This window comes from Nitrospirota bacterium, assembly GCA_015233895.1.
GTDB lineage: Bacteria > Nitrospirota > Thermodesulfovibrionia > Thermodesulfovibrionales > Magnetobacteriaceae > Magnetomonas.
Genome location: JADFXG010000001.1, coordinates 96,666 through 114,171, shown reverse-complemented (window position 1 = coordinate 114,171; position 17,506 = coordinate 96,666). Strand labels below are relative to the sequence as shown.

The following is a 17,506-nucleotide window of genomic DNA, read 5'->3' as shown; positions in this document are numbered from 1 at the left end:
TCCTGCCCATTTGCTGAATGCTACTTTGTTATATTATCACTGTCTGAGTCAATATGTCTATGGATTACTCAAACCCCGAATACCTTTACCCGTTTATTTTATATGTTCACTACTGTTACAACTCAGCTCACACCTGTTATTTTTGCAACTGTCTCGGCTTGCTACCACTACTTACTCAATAAAACCACAACTGATCTGGGTGCCACCACGTAATGGTTTTGCTCCTCTATGTAAAACTCCGAACCCACATCCATTATATCACAGGGCGACTCAAGATTTGTATCTATAAGTCTGTGCCATTTTTTCCAGCACGTAGGCGCTGGCAGGTTAAATCTCAGGAAGTCGTAGTAGCTGTTTAATATTATATATATATCACCGCTTGCGTCATGTCCTGCTATAAACATCGCTATAGTGCGTGAATGTTGTGAAAAGTCGGGCTTGTTTACCTCTACTCCGTGCCAACTGATATCCTCAGAGTGGAATCTCTCCGGACGCAGGACATTGTGTTGTTTACGGAATTTTATCAATTCCCTGAAAAACCTGAACATGTCAGGATTTTCCTCTAACAAATCCCAATTTATCCAACTAATCCTGTTGTCCTGACAGTAGGCATTATTATTACCCCTCTGAGTCCTCATCAGTTCATCTCCGGCAAGTATCATCGGTACTCCATGGGAAAGAAGCAGTATGGCTGCAAAGTTTTTCATCTGACGCCGTCTTAGCATGTTTACCGAGTAATGCTCAGTATCACCCTCCCAGCCGCAGTTCCAGCTCCAGTTGTCGTTTGCTCCGTCTCGGTTATCCTCACCATTGCTTTCGTTATGTTTATAATCATAAGAGACCAGATCGTTTAGCGTAAAGCCATCATGGCACGTGATGAAGTTTATACTGTGGAAGGGCTCGCGTCCGCTTACCTTATAAAGATCCGGAGAGCCAATCAATCGCAGCATCATTGCCTCAGCAAACCCCTTCTCTCCTCTTACAAAGCGTCTCACATCGTCTCTGAACTTACCGTTCCACTCCGCCCACCGTCCCCAGTTTGGAAATGAACCGACCTGATACAACCCTGCGGCATCCCACGCCTCGGCTATTAGTTTTGTGTTGGCAAGAATCGGATCAGCCGCTATTCGCTCAAGTAAGGGAGGATCTGTTAGCACTGAGCCGTCCCGTCCCCGCCCTAATATTGAGGCCAAATCAAACCGGAAACCATCCACGTGCATCTCCGTCACCCAGTACCGCAGACAGTCTAAAATCATGTTTCTTACAACCGGATGATTACAGTTTAACGTGTTGCCGCAACCGGAGTAATTATGGTAATCTCCTGTCACCGGATCCACTATGTAGTAGATGCAATTATCAATGCCTTTAAACGAAAACGAGGGCCCTCGCTCATTACCCTCAGCCGTATGATTAAACACCACATCCAGAATCACCTCAATGCCAGCCTCATGAAGGGCCTTAACCATAGATTTAAACTCCCTGACCTGCATTCCGTTTCTGCCATCACATGCGTAGGAGGCTTTAGGAGCAAAAAACGATATCGGCTGATAACCCCAGTAATTGAAAAGCCGTCTCCCTGTAAGAGGGTCAATGCGGTCGGAGTCAATCTCTTCAAATTCCATTATGGGAAGCAATTCCAGCGCTGTAACGCCGAGCTCTTTAAGATATGGGATTTTCTCTATGACTCCATTGTACGTGCCGGGACAGTTAGCGTCAGAGGACTTGTCAACGGTAAACCCTCTGACGTGCATTTCGTAAATTATGGAATCCTTAATGGGAATATTCAACTGTGTGTCATAGCCCCAGTCGAAGTCGTCCTCTATAACAATAGAGCGGCGAATATTGTACGGAGTATCAGAGGTGTCATCCCCTCTGCGCTTGTAAAGTTTACCCCAGTCTGATGACCCGGAAAGAGCTTTGGCATAAGGGTCTGCCAACACGTTACCGCAACAAAATCTGTGTACATTGGGATTATCATTAGGGTCACGTTCTATTATGTAGCCGTACCGGGTCATTGTGTAGAGACCTTTTATAAAGACATGCCAGATGTCTCCTGTCTTATTGTACTGTGAGTCCAGAGGAATCTCTGCAATGGGCGTTCTCTCCCCTGAGGCATAGATAATTAGTATGACGTCGGTTGCATGTTTTGAAAAAACAGCAAAATTAATACCGTTTGTTCTGACTGTTGAGCCAAGCGGGTTAGGACTGCCTCTGAAGATCTCAAGTCCGCCTTTTTTAGACAGACGTTTGCCTTTAGTTTTTTCAAGGGGTTTCATAATATAGCGTATCCTTCCATAAGTTTAGTATGTTATATCAAAAATAGCGGTTCCTGCGCTCATCAATAAAACTTCTGAGGTAATTTGTATAGTTATCATAGTTAAGGAGCCGCTCCACATTGTCTTTCATCCTAAATGACCAGTTAGAGGTGGTGATTGTTCCGGGCACATTGACGCGTTCATCTTCAGGCAGTGGCATTCTTAAATCGTCATGGAGAGCCAGAAGATCCTGAAGCGGAAAGATGGTGAGCATAGAGTTAGAGCGCATGTTTCTTCTAATTACAGCGGCGGCAACCTCCGTGGTCAGATGATGCGGGCAGTCGCCATACAAATGGAGCAGGTTATAGTACTGGTTTCTGTCCCAATTGCCCTCCTCCCACCAGCCTCTGAGTACTGATGTGTCATGAACTGAGGGTGAACAGACGCTTAACCGCGGATAGTCTCCGGTATCAATGTACGGGGCCGGGTCCATATTATAGTCCCGTGCCCAACGCTCTACTCTCAGGCTGAGAATGTTAAGTTTCTCTAACACCCCGGGCACACACTTTGGCACCGCCCCTAAATCTTCAGCACAAACGAGCATATCCGTTGTTTCACACATCATGGTAAGAAGCGTCAGAGCGTTTTCTGCCCATATTTTTTCGTTTTGAGCGGTAGTTCTGTCTATCAGCTCACGCACACGGTAGCGCTGCCCGTCATCCATATTGTGAAACGCCCGGCTTTTGTAGTATAACCATGTTGGCTGATATGAATCCACAAGGACATTGGGTTGAACCAGAAGGCGGTCACGGTAAAGATCAAGGAGTTTAATTTTAGTATCATCATTATCTTTTAAAGCAAGAATAGCTCTCTCTCCACTGATAGCTGAGTTAAAGGAAAAATTACCGTCCGAGTCTTCTTTAAAGTAGGTGCTTATGACATATTCCGAGGAGTTTCCAAAATAACTTCTAAGATATGATTTTGTAAAGAGTGGTTCGGCAAAAGAGCGCACTTGATAGGCAGAGAATCCGGCATTCATAATATCGGAGATAGACATTGAGGCACAGGGGTCAAAGTGCCCAAGCCGTCCGGAGGACTCGGTTTCCGGTATCCGCCAGATGCGGAAAAACCCAAGCACGTGATCTATACGGTAGGCGTGGTAGAACTTAGCTGCTTGTTTAAGTCTTGCACGCCAGAAGCTGTAGTCCTCCTTTTTAAGCACATCCCAGTTATAACACGGGAAGCCCCAGTTTTGGCCTATATCGGAAAACATATCAGGGGGAGCGCCTGCACGTCCTTTTAAGTCAAAGAGCCTCCTGTCATACCACACATCGGCGCTGTCTTCATTTATCAAAATAGGGATGTCACCCTTTAGTCTCAACCCCATTTCCTCTATGGTTTTTGATGCCATGACGAGCTGTTTTTCCAGTTCAAACTGTACCCATGCAAAAAACATAACCTCTGTCTCGTGTTCTTTCCAATACTGTTTTAAATCTGCCTCAGAGGGGTCTCTCATTTCTTTCCAGTTGAGCCACGTGTCAAACATGTACGTGTCCTTAATTGCGCGATAGACGGCATAAGGCAAAACCCATTTATTTTCAGAAATCCACTGAGCGAGCTCTTTTGATCCTTTTATTTTCTTTTCGTTATAGAGATAGATTTTCTTAAGCATGCCCTCCTTAAAGGATCGCACCTCAAGGTAGTCAACTTTTGGCAGGGCATTAAGGCGTTTCTTAGCCGCAGCAATTTCGGTTGTGAAGCTGTCGTTCCACTTGAGATCGCCGTCAGCCAGTGTTTCAAGCCTTATGTAGATTGGATGAAGGGCAAAGGCGCTGAGAGCGTTATACGGGGATGCGTCCATACCGGTGTCATTTACCGGAAGAATCTGGATAACGTCAAGAGAGGCCTTCTTACAAAAATGTGCAAATTTTATTAAATCAAGAAAATCTCCAATGCCGCAGTTTTCCTCCGTTTTTATGGAAAAAACAGGGATTGCAACCCCCGTCATAAATCTTGTTATTTCACCAAATTTCATAAAACACCTCTTTTTCATATTTATGCTCTCTTCATGGTAAACCCTACGGGTGCAGTAGTATAATATAAATTAATATTTATTGAAAAGTGGCAGGGGAGGGTACAGTGGTGTAAGTCTCTGCATTTTTTCAATTTAAATCCGAACGAAAAAAAATCACTTGCAATTAAAATTATTTTATGATAGCATTCAAAATTGGACTTGAGCTTAAAACTAAAGTTGTAATTTGTAGGTTGCTTGAATGTTTAAATTGAGAGGTTGCGGCATTGAAAGCGTTGTTAAGGGTTTTTGTATTTTTTGTGTTATTTGTCCTTGTATCTCTGGTTACAGGGTATGTTACTTTTAACGCTCTTACCTCAAGTAAAAGCATAACGGTACCGGATTTAACCGGTAAAAGTCTTTTAGAAGCTACAGGTATATTAGCCGGAGTGAAATTATTTTTGAAAATTGAGGGTGAAGACTACAGCAACGCCGTGAAGGCCGGACAGATTATGAAACAGAATATTCCGGCGGGAAACAAAATAAAAGAGGGTAGAACCATATCTGTTGTGATGAGTAAGGGACAGAGCTTTACTGATTCAGACCTTAAGGGACTTACTTTGGATAAGGCTTACGAAACCGCAGCTCAGAACAAAACTAAAATAGACCGGGTGCTTGAGGTTCACTCCGATACTCAGGAAAAAGGCACAGTAATAGCACAAAGGCCGGTCTCAGAGGAAAAGGGCGCTGCTGAAATAGACCTGCTTGTTAGCGCAGGTCCATTTGTGGAGACCTACCTGTGCCCGGATTTTATAGGGAAAACCACCTCTTACGCAGATAAAGTGGCAGACACTATTGGAATTAAAACAACAGTTTCCGGCTCAGGCTCAAAAATTATCAGCCAGAAACCTCAGCCGGACACTATGGTTAAACGGGGAGACACTGTCAGTTTGCAAGCGGAGGAGGAGGTAGTTACTGATGAACACCAGCCAGATCAAAAAGAAGGGGAATCACAATGATACTAATAGCTCCATCAATACTGTCGGCTGATTTTTTGGAGTTGGGCAGGGAAATAAAAGATACGGAGGCGGCAGGGGCTGACTACCTCCACATTGACGTCATGGATGGCAGCTTTGTGCCCAATATAACTATCGGGTACTTTGTCGTTGAACAGATTAAAAAGGTGGCAACTATTCCACTTGATGTTCACCTTATGATAGAAAAACCGGACAGATATGTAGTCAACTTTATAGAGGCAGGGGCTGATATCTTAACTATTCACCTTGAAGCCGAGAGACACCTGCACCGAACCATCAACTGGATAAAACAACAGGGTGCCAAAGCCGGAGTTTCCATTAACCCTGCTACCCCTCTTGCTCTGCTTGAGGATATAATTGCCGATGTTGACCTTGTGCTTATAATGAGCGTAAACCCGGGATTTGGCGGACAAAAGTTTATTCCGGGAGCGGTTAATAAGATAATACGGCTAAAGGAGATGCTCAAAGAGCGTGGCCTAAACCCTGTCATAGAGGTTGATGGCGGAGTGTCGCCCAAAAACATTAAAACCATTGCCGATGCCGGAGCAAACATGGTGGTCATGGGTTCAGCATTTTATACATCCGGCAACTATTCAAAAACTATATCAGACATTCGGACTATTACCGGTGCAAAGTAAAATAGAAAAATACCTTGATAAAGCCTCCGAACACACGGATGCCTCAGAGTACGGGAAAGCGCTAAAGGCTTATGAAAAAGCATTAAAACTGTGTGAAAATGAGGATGATTCAAGACTTAGATGTCTTTGTGCTTTAGCCGACTGTAAGCGGATGAGCGGCAAGTTCACAGAGGCCGCCGAGGATTACAAACGGGCGCGTGAGCTTTCAATGTCACTTAACGACACTGTCAGCGCACTGGACAGCATAGTGGGATGGGCACTGGCATTACGGGCTTTGGGGTTATGGAAAGAAGCCCTTCAGAAAATTGAAGAGGCTGAGGCCGGATATATTGAAAAAACGGACAAATCCGGCATAGCCTTTTGTTTATGGGCAAAGGCTGGAACTTTCAGAATATCGGGTGATATAAGGCAGGCTGTTGAATTGTTTGAGCGTGCCAAAGAGATGTTTGAACAATTAGATGAAACCTCAGGGGTTGGCTACTGCCATACCGGCTTAGGCGGGGCAAAGCGAATGGCTGGGGATTTTGCCTCATCTTTTGACAATTACACCAGGTCAAACACCATTTTCAAAAAAGAAAAAGATCGCTTTGGAGTTGCCTACTCATTTTGCGGTATTGGCAATGCACTGCGTATGACAGGTGAGTTTCAAGACAGCAGAAAGTTTTTAAACAAAGCCCTGAAAATTTATGAGCAGATAGATGACATCGTAAGCTCAGCATATACTGTGTGGAGTTTAGGGGTTCTTTCTTTGATGCAGGGCAGGATTTCTGAAAGTGAAAAACACTTTGCGCGGGCTCTCAGGTGTTTTAAGAAGACCTCCGATGTGCGGGGAGTTGCTTATGTTTTTTTAGGCAATGCACAGGTTGAGTTTCTTAGTAAAAGAAAGCGGCAGTCAATCATCTTAGTTAAAAAAGCACTGGATTTAACTGCACGTTATTCTTTCAGCATAGAGCACTGCCATGGGAGCGCCATGCTGGCGGCATTAGAGGGAAATGAACACGCATGCCACAAAGGGTTAGGGATTTATGATATTGGAGGCTCTTTCCCTTTTAATATTCCGTAAAGTAAAAAATTTATTGTTTAAAGGAAAACATTGGTGGAAAAACCAAACACCGCTGTGCTAAATGTACCAAATGTCCTGACTATGTTAAGGATAGTGGCAATACCTTTTTTTGCCGCTCTTTTAATCTATGCACAGTACCGGTGGGCACTCATCATATTTGTTGCGGCCTCGATAACGGATGCTCTTGACGGGCTGATAGCACGGCTTACAAAAAAGCAAACACAGCTGGGAAAGTTTTTAGACCCTACGGCCGATAAGTTTTTGCTTATAACGTCTTATGTGCTGTTTTCTTTTTACGGGTTCATTCCAACATGGCTGACAATTTGCATAATCAGCAGGGATTTGATCGTAGTTGTGGGCTGGGGGCTGCTGTACATGGTTAGGCACGTGGTCTTTATAATGCCCTCTGTGTATGGCAAATTTGCTATAGCATTTCAGATGGTGCTGTTAGCGTATATGCTTTTAAAAATTAATTTCCGCGGAGTTTTTCCCGACCCTAAGCTGCTTGTTATAGTGACGGCTGTGCTTACGGTGGTCTCAGGGCTCCATTATCTTTACAAGGGGTTTATGTACGCAAATGAGTGAATCTGTCAGTAACAGAGTGCATGCGGTAGAGGACAACTCTCCGGCTGGTCTTTCAGACATAAGGGTCTTAGACGAGATAGTGTCCATAAACGGTAATAAGATATCTGACGGGCTAGACCTTGCATTTTATGCGCAGGATGAGACACTCGATATACTCCTGAAACGGCGAGGTAAAATCATCGGTAAACTTATTGAAAAAGATGAGGGAGCCCCGCTTGGCGTTGAAATTGAGCCCTTTAAGATAAAAACATGCAAAAACCGCTGCCAGTTCTGTTTTGTATCTCAGATGCCCGCCGGATTTAGAAAAACCCTGTACGTTAAGGACGAGGACTTCAGACTCTCCTTCCTGTACGGCAATTACATAACACTTTCTAACTTGACGGAATATGACAGACAGAGAATTATCGAGCAGCGCTTAAGCCCGCTCTATATATCTGTGCACACCACAAACAACGCTCTCAGAGCCAAACTTATGGGTAATCCAGCACTTGCCGACATAAACAAGGAGATTCATTTTTTTGTTAAAAACAAGATAAAGCTCCATGCACAGGTGGTGCTGTGTCCTGGCATAAACGACGGCGCTGAGCTTGACCGGACGCTGGGCGATTTAAGGAAACACTATCCGTTTGTTATGTCTGTAGCAGTGGTGCCGGTGGGCTTGACGGCTTTTCATAAGAAAAAGATTCAGCCTGTCACCAAAGAGGATGCCCAAAAAGCACTTGAAATCATAGAGTCACATCAGAAGAAATGTATAAAAAAGCACGGAGAGCCCGTCATATATGGCTCAGATGAGCTATATATAAAAAGCGGGATAAAGTTTCCGCCTCTTGAACACTATGGTGACCTGCCGCAAATAGAAAACGGAGTTGGGATGTTACCGGCATTTCTTCACAAAGCCTCACGCTTCAGATCAATTAAGCACCCTTCAAAGCGAAAATTTATCACCTACACCGGAGTTTCGTTTTATCCGTACCTCCGGGAATTTACGCTTAAACTCAACAAGAAAACCGGCATAGACATACAGGCCATACAGGTTGAAAACCATGTGTTTGGCAATACCATAACCGTATGCGGCCTTCTTACAGGACGTGACATTGTGCGCTCACTGATAGACCAAATAAAGGGTGATGAAATCCTGCTCATACCGGATGTTTCCCTTAAATCCGGGAAAAGCGTGTTTCTTGACGATATAACAGTTGAGTTTATTTCTGAGGCACTAAAGGTTGAGGTTAAAACAATAGAGTCCACCTTTGAGGGACTTATATCTGCCCTTGGGGAGAGTACGACATGATTACAGCAAAAACAAAAATTACAGGCCTTATCGGTTATCCGGTAGGGCACAGTCTTTCACCGTACATGCACAATGCAGCCTTTAGCCATCTGGGGCTGGATTTTTGCTACCTGTGTTTTTCCGTACATCCGGATCATCTGGCAAAGGCAGTCTATGGCGTCAGGGCTATGGACTTTGCCGGGGCTAATGTGACAGTTCCCCATAAGGAAAAAGCTATGGCTGCCCTCGATGAGATAGATGAAGAGGCAAGGTTCATAGGGGCTGTCAACACAATTGTAAACAAAGATGGCAAACTTATCGGCTATAACACAGATGGCAGAGGGTTTATGAGATCACTTACAGAGGCTGGGATTTCGCTGAAAGGCAAAAAGGTGTTTGTTGTGGGGGCTGGAGGCGCTGCTAAAGCCATAACATACTACATTGCCAAAGAGGCCGACGCATTGAGCATCTTTGACATTGATGTGCCAAAGCTCACTTCTCTTACAACACACCTGAAAACTGTAAATTCAAACGTGTTTGCAGAAAAACAAAATTGCGATGCAATAAGAAACCACGATGTTATCATTAACGCAACCCCTCTTGGCCTTAAACCTGGCGATCCAGCGCCCTTTGATTTTTCGCTTCTTAGTGCCTCCCACACCGTCTGTGACGTTATATATAAAGATACTCCGCTTATTAAAGCAGCCAAAACCCTGCACTGTCCCGCCGCTAATGGGCTGGGAATGCTCTTTTGGCAGGGAGTGCTCGCATTTGAACTCTGGACCCAAACAACAGCTCCGGTTGAAATAATGAGAAAAGCCCTTCTTGAAGTTTACGAAAAAATTGTCGTTTAAAATAGTTTAAAAAAAATAAAAAAAGTTCTTGACAATAATTTTTTTTTGTTTTATACTCCCCAAAGTTAAGTATAGGATATACAAAGTGCTGTTGATAACAGAAGGAGTGGAAAGATGAAAATGAGCCATGCGTGGCGTCCGGTGATTTTGATAGTAGGAGCGGTGGTGTTTCTTTTGATCTTCAGGACAATTTATGTGCCAGGTGATTTCACAGCTAAAAGCGGTGACTACAAGTATCAGTGGCATAGTTTAAAAAACGAGAAGTACTGGACGGATTATCCGGTAAAGTACATGGGACAAGAGTTCTGTGGTCAGTGCCACTCTGATAAGGTGGAAAAGATAAAAGCCTCAGGGCACCAGAAGGTGCAGTGTGAGGACTGCCATGTGATGACTTCAAAGCCAGACAAGAAGCACCCAGTTGACCTGAAGGAAGATTTTAAGTATCTGCTTGAAATCGGAGTGGACAGCTCGCGTGAACTTTGTAAGAGATGTCATGCAAAGTTGCCATTCAGACCGGCGGAGTATTCTGAGTCCTCAAAGGGAACTATTAAGTTTAATATGATAGACCCAAAGACCCACAATGCCGGCATAGAGTGTGTAACGTGCCACGATGTGCACACTGCGGGATTTAAATAGCCCAAAGACAGCCTATAAAAGCTGTGTTTGCTAAAGCAAAGGAGATTGCAGGTAATGGTGACAAGAAGAGATTTTATTAAGGCCGGGCTGCTTACTGTAGCAGGTATGGCAATCCCGATAAGCGCTCTTGAGATGTTTAAGCCGGAGGCGATGGCATCTTTGGTTCGGTCATTCAGCGAAAAGAAAAGATGGGCCTTCGTTGTGGACACAACAAAATGCGTTGGCTGTGGGATGTGTGCCAAGGCATGTAAGCTGGAAAATGAAATACCCTTTGAGGCTGAGGTACAACGCACATGGGTGGAAAGATACATACAGTTAAAAGACGGCGATGTGATAATAGACTCGCCTAAGGGCGCACGTGAAGGGTTCACCTCAAATGATCCCTATGGACATGAGGTTAAGGATGAGGAGATAACTAAGCAGTTCTACGTACCCAAGCTCTGTAACCAGTGTGAAAAGCCATCATGTGTGCAGGTATGTCCGGCTGGTGCTACATATAAGACAGAGGACGGCGTTTCTTTGGTTGACCGCTCATGGTGTATCGGGTGTGGGTACTGTATAACCAACTGTCCGTATTTTGCAAGATTTTTTAATCCTGTGACCAACACGGCTGATAAGTGTACGTTCTGCTACCACAGAATTACTAAAGGCAAACAAACAGCTTGTATAGACGCCTGTGCTTTTGGTGTAAGGAAAATAGGATATATTAATGACCCCAATAGTGAGGTCTTTAAGATAATCAGCTCTAAGAGAGTCGCAGTGCTAAAACCTGAGTACGGCAATGAACCGCACGTTTTTTATTTGGGTCTTGACCAAATCGTAAGATAAAGGAGAATGTTAATGGATGAGCATACACTTGCACATGGAGCATATTGGACAGTAAAAGAGTTTTTTACATACCCTAATGAGTATATATACTGGGGAATACATATTGTTATATATCCGTACCTAACCGGTCTTGTAGCAGGAGCATTTGTGCTTTCCTCGTTGTATCATGTCTTTGGAAAGGATGAGCTTAAACCAGTTGCTAAGTTTTCGCTGGTGTTTTCGCTTGCTCTTTTGATAATGGCGCCTACCCCGCTTCTCCTACACCTGACACAGCCGCAAAGGTCTATTAATATAATGATGACGCCGCATTTTTATTCTGCGATTTCAGCCTTTACATTTATTTATCTAACATATATGTCAATTGTGCTTTCTGAGATATGGTTTGTTTTCAGGCCTTATATCATTAAGCAGGCTCAGGAAAGAAATGGTTTGATGGGGTTACTTTACAAGGTACTGACTCTGGGCAGTTATGATGTTAGTGAGAAGGCACTGCACATTGATGAAAAAATAGTGAAAATACTGGCAACTGCGGGAATTCCTGCAGCCTGTGTGCTACATGGATATGTTGGATTCATATTTGGATCGGTAAAAACTGTGCCGCTTTGGAAGACCCCGCTTATGCCTTTCATTTTTCTTATGTCAGCGGTTATCTCAGGCGTTGCTGTCTGTATTGTTACCTACATAGCTGGAATGGCTTTCAAGAAGCACTTTATATGTTTTGTGCCTATAAAGAGTATGTGCAAAGTGCTCTCTTACTTTTTAGCGATAGCATTTCTTTTAGAGGGGATAGACATCGTTTTTCACGCATACACGGCAGAGGAGTTCTGGGGCATAATGAGCGAGCTGCTGTTTAAACGCTTTGCTTTCAAAATGATAGTAGTACAATGGATATGCGGAATGATCCTTCCTTTCTTTTTGCTGGTGCTGCCACGCCTTTCGATGCTGAGGGCTTTTGTTGCAGCTTCTCTTGTTCTCATGGGTGTGTTTACGATGCGTTGGGATGTTGTCATAGGCGGACAGTCTATGTCCAAAAGTTTTGCAGGATTCTTAGAATTTCATATACCGTTTTTATCTAAGAATTTTGACATACTTAAAGAGGGGATTATTCCTGCAGTTGGGCTTTTAATGGCTCCGTTTGTCCTCCTGTTCATATTCAACAAAGTGTTGCCTGTGTTTAAAGATATCTTTACAGAGCAAGAGTGTGCAGAGGCAGAGGACAGACTCTCACAGAGACTATTCTAGTTAAGCAATAAAGAAATGTCTGTACTAAGTTATCATATAACCACACACATAATGCACATCGAGCATAGCTACAAGTAGCTATGCTCGTCTGCAATAGTGAATCACTGAAGATGTATTGGTAATGTCTTTATTGATGTATAAACAGTTGACAAAAGTATATGTTAATGCTAAAGTTGGTTATAGGCAAAGCTTTTGTATAATATGTGTACAAAGGAGAGATAAATGAACTGTTGGGAAATTAAAAAATGCAGTGAAGACGAAAGGTCTGCTTGTCCGGTTTTTATCAAAGAGTCAGATGTCGTTAATTGCTGGGATGTTTTAAAGTGCGAGGAGTCAAAAAGGAATGCTTGTGTTGCATTTATTAATAATAATGGCCAGGAATGCTGGAAATTAACCGGTACACTATGCCATGGCAATGTGATAGATGAGTTTAAAGAAAAAATAAAACAATGCAGAAAGTGTGAGTTTTTTACAAAATATGCTAAAAGACCGATGTAACTATATCATAATCATAGCTGTTGTGTTGGATTACGAGGTGGAAACACTGTAATATACATGCATAAATACATCTCATAGAGTTTTGGAGTTAAAATAGCAGTTTCAGGTTAGAAAGTGACCTGAATAAGCACATAGATATTTTTATGCAAAGAGCTATTGCATATTGCATTAAGCTCAGGCGCATCGGGAGTAAACATTAGTGAAGAATTTATTGATGGCGCAATAGCTGTGTACAGTGGAGACAGAGATGAATTTGCATGATATATTAGTAAAGGAAAAAAGTAACCTTTTAAACGGTTGGTACACACTTATAATTCAAACATATCCACCAGAGAGTAAAGCATTTCTCGAAAAAAAGAACGATCCCTTTAATAACCCCATAGGACACAGCATTTTGGTATCAATAGAAGGAGTGTTGGAGGAACTCCTAAACAACATGGTACAGGAACGTATTATAGTCTTGCTAAATGATATAATCAGGGTAAGAGCTGTTCAGGACTCTAACCCGTCTGATGCTATATCATTAATATTTTTATTAAAGCAAGCTCTGAGAACCGCAACAAAAAGTTATATTAAGGGTGACCAATTATATAAGGAATTATTGGCCTTTGAAGATACTATAGACAAATTGACCCTTATCTCTTTTGATATCTTTATGCAGTGCCGTGAAGATATTTTCAATCTTAAAGTTAATGAAATAAAAAGAAGCACCTTCATGCTAACAAAGAGAGTAAACGCTGAAGATGCAAAAACCGTATAAAATCTAACAGGAGGTGGTCTAAATGAAAATCTTGCTTCCCTTCCTTGGAGTAATGGGCATTGTGATAGTTGCCTTTGTAGGTGTCGAAATGCTTAACCTACAATATCTCTTTGGAGTAATGATACCTTATACAGCCTTTATCATTTTTGTGGTAGGGGTTGTTCTGCGTATATTGAAGTGGGGGCGCTCAGCAGTTCCTTTCTGTATCCCAACCACAAGCGGGCAACAGAAATCTTTTTCCTGGATTAAACGAAACAGGTTTGATAATCCCTCAAACAATCTTGAAGTTATTGTCAGAATGGCCTTAGAGGTGTTGCTTTTCCGCTCTCTGTTTAGCAACACAAGCACCGCTCTTAAGGAGGATGAAGGACGCCTAATTCACCAGTCCAGCAAGTGGCTTTGGTTGGGTGGCCTTGCGTTTCATTGGTCATTCCTTATAGTGCTGGTAAGACACTTAAGATTGTTTCTGGATCCCATTCCATCGGCGCTTTCTTTAGTTGAGGGCATGGACGGCCTTATGCAGTTAGGTGTACCGGTTTTGTATTGGACAGGATTGATTTTGCTGATTTCCGCTACATACTTGTTTTTCAGAAGGGTTGTTATACCTCAGGTGAGCTATTTCTCTCTGCCTAATGATCATTTCCCTTTGTTACTGATTCTCTTTATTGCTACAACCGGGATGATAATGAGGTACATCCTGAAGGTAGATATTATCTCTGTAAAAGCTTTTACCGTTGGACTCTTTAGCCTCAAACCAACCATTACGCATGATTTAGGACTAATATTCTACATACACTTATTCTTAGTGAGTGTTCTATTGGCCTATTTCCCTTTCAGTAAGTTAATGCACGCTGCTGGCGTATTTTTGAGCCCCACACGAAATATGCCTAACAACAGCCGTAGGATTAGACACATAAACCCGTGGAACTATCCTGTTAAAGTTCATACTTATGAAGAGTATGAAGATGATTTCAGGGATAAAATGAAGACAGTTGGTCTGCCATTGGAAAAGGAGTAGGTATGTCAAATTTAAAACCAGATGAATTGTCCAAGATAAATTATATGCCTCCTGAGGAGGACTGGATGTCTGTTTCGGTACAAATGAGGAAAGGTATGTACTGTCATGGTGCCAGCGAAAACAGTCTTAAAACTGTAGGCTTTCCAAACCCAAGAAAGTGGTCGTCAGCGGAGGCGGATTGGAAGCTACCCGATAACTGGCAGGAAATTGTACTAAAAGGAATGGCGGAAAGGCTTGAAAAATACCGTTCATTTCACATCTTTATGGATATATGTGTAAGGTGTGGCGCATGTGCTGACAAGTGCCATTTCTTTCTTGGCACGGGTGACCCTAAAAATATGCCGGTGCTGAGGGCTGAGCTGCTCAGGTCTGTTTATCGCAGGGAATTTACAACGGCTGGTAAGATACTGGGCAAGATTGCAGGGGCAAGGGAACTTACCGAGGATGTGCTGAAGGAGTGGTGGTACTATTTCTTTCAGTGCACGGAATGCCGCAGGTGTTCCGTGTTTTGTCCGTATGGCATAGACACTGCTGAGATTACAATGATAGCCCGTGAGCTTCTTAACCTGTTAGGGTTAAACATCGAATGGATAGCTGGTCCTGTGGCTAATTGCTACATGAAAGGTAACCACCTTGGCCTTGAGCCCCACACTATCACAAGCAGTGTTGAGTTCCTGTTAGATGAAATAGAGGAAATTACAGGCATCAAAATAGAACCGACCTTTAACAGAAAAGGTGCTGAGATACTATTTGTAACTCCATCAGGAGACCTGTTTGCCGACCCAGGTACATATACCTGCATGGGCTATTTAATGCTGTTTCATGAGTTAGGCCTTGACTACACATGGAGCACTTATGCTTCTGAGGGTGGCAATTTCGGGTCATTTACGTCAAACGAAATGGGCAAAAGGCTAAACTCAAAGATATATGCCGAGGCAAAGCGGTTAGGTGTAAAGTGGATACTGGGCGGAGAGTGCGGACACATGTGGAGAGTGCTAAACCAGTACATGGATACATGGAACGGGCCGGCAGATTTTCTACAGGTTCCGGTTTCCCCAATTACCGGTACTGTGTTTGAAAATGCTGCCTCTACAAAGATGGTTCATATCTCAGAGTTTACAGCAGACCTCTTAAAACATAACAAGCTTGAAATTGACCCGTCAAGAAACGACCACTACAAAGTAACCTTTCACGACTCCTGTAACCCGTCAAGAGGTATGGGGCTTTTAGAAGAGCCGCGCTACATTATAAATAAGGTATGCAATAACTTCTTTGAGATGCCAGAAAACACAATCCGTGAAAAGACCTTTTGTTGCGGCAGCGGCTCAGGCCTTAATGCCTCTGAAAACATGGAGCTGCGCTTACGTGGCGGTTTTCCGAGGGCAAATGCCGTTAAGCATGTGAAAAATAAATACGATGTTAATATGCTCGCCTGTATATGCGCCATTGACAGGGCAGCTCTGACCACCCTTATGGACTACTGGGTGCCAGGAGTTAAGGTAATAGGAGTTACAGAACTCCTTGCTAATGCCTTGAAGATGAAGGGAGAAAATGACAGGGATACTGATCTAAGGGGTGAACCGCTTTCAGGAGCTGAGGACGGTGATGCAAAGGAGGATAGTGAAGATGTCTGACAAAAACAAGATAATCTATGTGTTAGTTGTTTTTATTGTAATTGTCAGCTTTCCCTTTATCTATAATAAGGTAAAGACTCCGACAGATGTAAATGTAAAGCTAAATACCCCAGTCATAGACAACATGACTGTTAAGCAGTGCATACTGCCAAAAGAGCAAATGAGACATGAACACATGAAGATACTAAACAGCTGGAGAGATGATGTAGTCCGCGGCAACCATAGAGAGTTCGGCAAAATTGATGGTGTAATGTATGAAAAAAGCCTTCAATTAACATGTTTGCATTGTCACTCAAACAAGAGTGAGTTTTGCGACAGATGCCACACATATGCCTCTGTGAGTGTCTATTGCTGGGATTGTCATGTTGCTCAGAAGGAGAACAAGTTATGAGTATAGATAGAAGACAATTTCTAAAAGCAGCCGGAGCAACAGGACTTTTAGGACTTTTAGGTTCGCCGCTGTTTAAGGTTTTAGCTCCCGGTGAACTTGAAGCCTCACCTGAGCTTAAAGAAGGTATGGCTAAGTCTGCTAAAAGATGGGCTATGGTAGTGGATATGAAAGCCTTCCCAACTGAGGAAAGTTACAACAAATGTATAGAAGCATGTAACAAGACCCATAATATACCGCAGATGGAAAGTGAAAAGCATGAGATAAAGTGGATATGGGCTGAGAAATATGAGAACGCCTTTCCTGATAGTTATAACGGCTATTTGACCGAAAGCATAGAAAAAATGAAATTTTTAGTCCTGTGTAACAACTGTGATAATCCGCCCTGTGTCAGGGTGTGTCCCACAAAGGCAACTTTTAAACGTGAAGACGGTTTAGTTGTTATGGACTACCACCGCTGTATTGGGTGCAGGTTTTGTATGGCTGCATGTCCTTATGGAGCAAGGAGTTTCAATTGGAGAGATCCGCGTCCATTTATAAAAAACATTAACCCCTCATACCCTACCAGAACTAAGGGAGTGGTTGAAAAGTGCAATTTCTGTGCAGATAGATTATACAGAGGTGAGCTGCCTGCTTGCGTTGAGGCCTCAAATGGTGCACTTATTTTTGGAGACTTAAAGGATGAGAATTCTAATGTCAGAAAAACTCTCCGCTCCAAATTCACTATCACCCGCAAACCTGACTTAGGTACGTTCCCTGGTGTCTATTATGTAATAGGAGGTAGCTAAA

Annotated in this window: 17 protein-coding genes; 15 read left to right on the top strand and 2 right to left on the bottom strand. The window is 43.0% G+C overall.

What is annotated here, in order from left to right:
• Nucleotides 1-167: 167 nt before the first annotated feature.
• Nucleotides 168-2,276 carry a glycogen debranching protein GlgX gene (gene glgX / locus HQK88_00525; GenBank protein ID MBF0615279.1) on the bottom strand — a complete coding sequence of 703 codons (2,109 nt, stop codon included), beginning with the start codon at nt 2,274-2,276 and terminating at the stop codon, nt 168-170.
• A gap of 37 nt (nt 2,277-2,313) precedes the next feature.
• Nucleotides 2,314-4,290 (bottom strand): 4-alpha-glucanotransferase, encoded by a 1,977-nt coding sequence (locus HQK88_00520; protein MBF0615278.1) that lies wholly within the window; start codon nt 4,288-4,290, stop codon nt 2,314-2,316.
• Nucleotides 4,291-4,553: 263 nt separating this feature from the next.
• On the opposite strand from HQK88_00520, the gene HQK88_00515 reads away from it, so the two are divergent.
• The 15 genes from HQK88_00515 to HQK88_00445 all read left to right on the top strand — a co-directional run bounded on the left by HQK88_00515 (nt 4,554) and on the right by HQK88_00445 (nt 17,505).
• Complete coding sequence (locus HQK88_00515) at nt 4,554-5,285, top strand: PASTA domain-containing protein (GenBank protein ID MBF0615277.1); 732 nt, start codon at nt 4,554-4,556, stop codon at nt 5,283-5,285.
• Complete coding sequence (locus HQK88_00510; GenBank protein ID MBF0615276.1) at nt 5,282-5,941, top strand: ribulose-phosphate 3-epimerase; 660 nt, start codon at nt 5,282-5,284, stop codon at nt 5,939-5,941. Before HQK88_00515 ends, HQK88_00510 begins: the two co-directional genes overlap by 4 nt.
• A complete protein-coding gene (locus HQK88_00505; GenBank protein ID MBF0615275.1) occupies nt 5,931-7,004 on the top strand; it encodes a tetratricopeptide repeat protein in 1,074 nt (357 codons plus the stop codon). The genes HQK88_00510 and HQK88_00505 overlap by 11 nt, the downstream gene beginning before the upstream one ends.
• Nucleotides 7,005-7,037: 33 nt before the next feature.
• The gene (locus tag HQK88_00500; GenBank protein ID MBF0615274.1) at nt 7,038-7,589 is read left to right on the top strand and encodes a CDP-alcohol phosphatidyltransferase family protein; all 552 of its coding nucleotides are present in this window, start codon (nt 7,038-7,040) and stop codon (nt 7,587-7,589) included.
• On the top strand, nt 7,582-8,880 hold the full coding sequence (locus HQK88_00495; GenBank protein MBF0615273.1) for a DUF512 domain-containing protein: 1,299 nt from the start codon (nt 7,582-7,584) through the stop codon (nt 8,878-8,880). The genes HQK88_00500 and HQK88_00495 overlap by 8 nt, the downstream gene beginning before the upstream one ends.
• On the top strand, nt 8,877-9,713 hold the full coding sequence (locus HQK88_00490) for a shikimate dehydrogenase (GenBank protein MBF0615272.1): 837 nt from the start codon (nt 8,877-8,879) through the stop codon (nt 9,711-9,713). Before HQK88_00495 ends, HQK88_00490 begins: the two co-directional genes overlap by 4 nt.
• 114 nt (nt 9,714-9,827) lie before the next feature.
• Entirely contained in the window at nt 9,828-10,349 is a 522-nt protein-coding gene (locus HQK88_00485) for a cytochrome c3 family protein (GenBank protein ID MBF0615271.1), read from the top strand.
• A gap of 54 nt (nt 10,350-10,403) precedes the next feature.
• On the top strand, nt 10,404-11,177 hold the full coding sequence (locus HQK88_00480) for a 4Fe-4S dicluster domain-containing protein (GenBank protein MBF0615270.1): 774 nt from the start codon (nt 10,404-10,406) through the stop codon (nt 11,175-11,177).
• A gap of 6 nt (nt 11,178-11,183) precedes the next feature.
• A complete protein-coding gene (gene nrfD / locus HQK88_00475; GenBank protein MBF0615269.1) occupies nt 11,184-12,419 on the top strand; it encodes a polysulfide reductase NrfD in 1,236 nt (411 codons plus the stop codon).
• A gap of 222 nt (nt 12,420-12,641) precedes the next feature.
• Nucleotides 12,642-12,917, top strand: coding sequence for a hypothetical protein (locus HQK88_00470; GenBank protein ID MBF0615268.1), 276 nt, complete (start codon nt 12,642-12,644; stop codon nt 12,915-12,917).
• 247 nt (nt 12,918-13,164) lie between these two features.
• Entirely contained in the window at nt 13,165-13,677 is a 513-nt protein-coding gene (locus HQK88_00465; GenBank protein ID MBF0615267.1) for an RsbRD N-terminal domain-containing protein, read from the top strand.
• Nucleotides 13,678-13,699: 22 nt separating this feature from the next.
• Nucleotides 13,700-14,695: a sulfate reduction electron transfer complex DsrMKJOP subunit DsrM gene (dsrM, locus tag HQK88_00460; protein MBF0615266.1), complete on the top strand. Its 996-nt coding sequence runs from the start codon at nt 13,700-13,702 to the stop codon at nt 14,693-14,695.
• 2 nt (nt 14,696-14,697) lie between these two features.
• Nucleotides 14,698-16,329 carry a (Fe-S)-binding protein gene (locus HQK88_00455; GenBank protein ID MBF0615265.1) on the top strand — a complete coding sequence of 544 codons (1,632 nt, stop codon included), beginning with the start codon at nt 14,698-14,700 and terminating at the stop codon, nt 16,327-16,329.
• Complete coding sequence (gene dsrJ / locus HQK88_00450) at nt 16,322-16,720, top strand: sulfate reduction electron transfer complex DsrMKJOP subunit DsrJ (protein ID MBF0615264.1); 399 nt, start codon at nt 16,322-16,324, stop codon at nt 16,718-16,720. The genes HQK88_00455 and dsrJ overlap by 8 nt, the downstream gene beginning before the upstream one ends.
• Complete coding sequence (locus HQK88_00445; protein MBF0615263.1) at nt 16,717-17,505, top strand: 4Fe-4S dicluster domain-containing protein; 789 nt, start codon at nt 16,717-16,719, stop codon at nt 17,503-17,505. The genes dsrJ and HQK88_00445 overlap by 4 nt, the downstream gene beginning before the upstream one ends.
• Nucleotide 17,506: the final 1 nt, after the last annotated feature.

Excerpts from the sequence above, each read along its gene's own strand:
- HQK88_00520 (MBF0615278.1), bottom strand. The coding sequence starts at position 4,290 with ATGAAATTTGGTGAAATAACAAGATTTATGACGGGGGTTGCAATCCCT.
- HQK88_00495 (MBF0615273.1), top strand. The coding sequence starts at position 7,582 with ATGAGTGAATCTGTCAGTAACAGAGTGCATGCGGTAGAGGACAACTCT.
- HQK88_00465 (MBF0615267.1), top strand. The coding sequence starts at position 13,165 with ATGAATTTGCATGATATATTAGTAAAGGAAAAAAGTAACCTTTTAAAC.
- dsrJ (MBF0615264.1), top strand. The coding sequence starts at position 16,322 with ATGTCTGACAAAAACAAGATAATCTATGTGTTAGTTGTTTTTATTGTA.
- HQK88_00470 (MBF0615268.1), top strand. The coding sequence starts at position 12,642 with ATGAACTGTTGGGAAATTAAAAAATGCAGTGAAGACGAAAGGTCTGCT.
- HQK88_00455 (MBF0615265.1), top strand. The coding sequence starts at position 14,698 with ATGTCAAATTTAAAACCAGATGAATTGTCCAAGATAAATTATATGCCT.
- HQK88_00485 (MBF0615271.1), top strand. The coding sequence starts at position 9,828 with ATGAAAATGAGCCATGCGTGGCGTCCGGTGATTTTGATAGTAGGAGCG.
- HQK88_00480 (MBF0615270.1), top strand. The coding sequence starts at position 10,404 with ATGGTGACAAGAAGAGATTTTATTAAGGCCGGGCTGCTTACTGTAGCA.
- nrfD (MBF0615269.1), top strand. The coding sequence starts at position 11,184 with ATGTTAATGGATGAGCATACACTTGCACATGGAGCATATTGGACAGTA.
- glgX (MBF0615279.1), bottom strand. The coding sequence starts at position 2,276 with ATGAAACCCCTTGAAAAAACTAAAGGCAAACGTCTGTCTAAAAAAGGC.
- HQK88_00490 (MBF0615272.1), top strand. The coding sequence starts at position 8,877 with ATGATTACAGCAAAAACAAAAATTACAGGCCTTATCGGTTATCCGGTA.
- dsrM (MBF0615266.1), top strand. The coding sequence starts at position 13,700 with ATGAAAATCTTGCTTCCCTTCCTTGGAGTAATGGGCATTGTGATAGTT.
- HQK88_00445 (MBF0615263.1), top strand. The coding sequence starts at position 16,717 with ATGAGTATAGATAGAAGACAATTTCTAAAAGCAGCCGGAGCAACAGGA.
- HQK88_00510 (MBF0615276.1), top strand. The coding sequence starts at position 5,282 with ATGATACTAATAGCTCCATCAATACTGTCGGCTGATTTTTTGGAGTTG.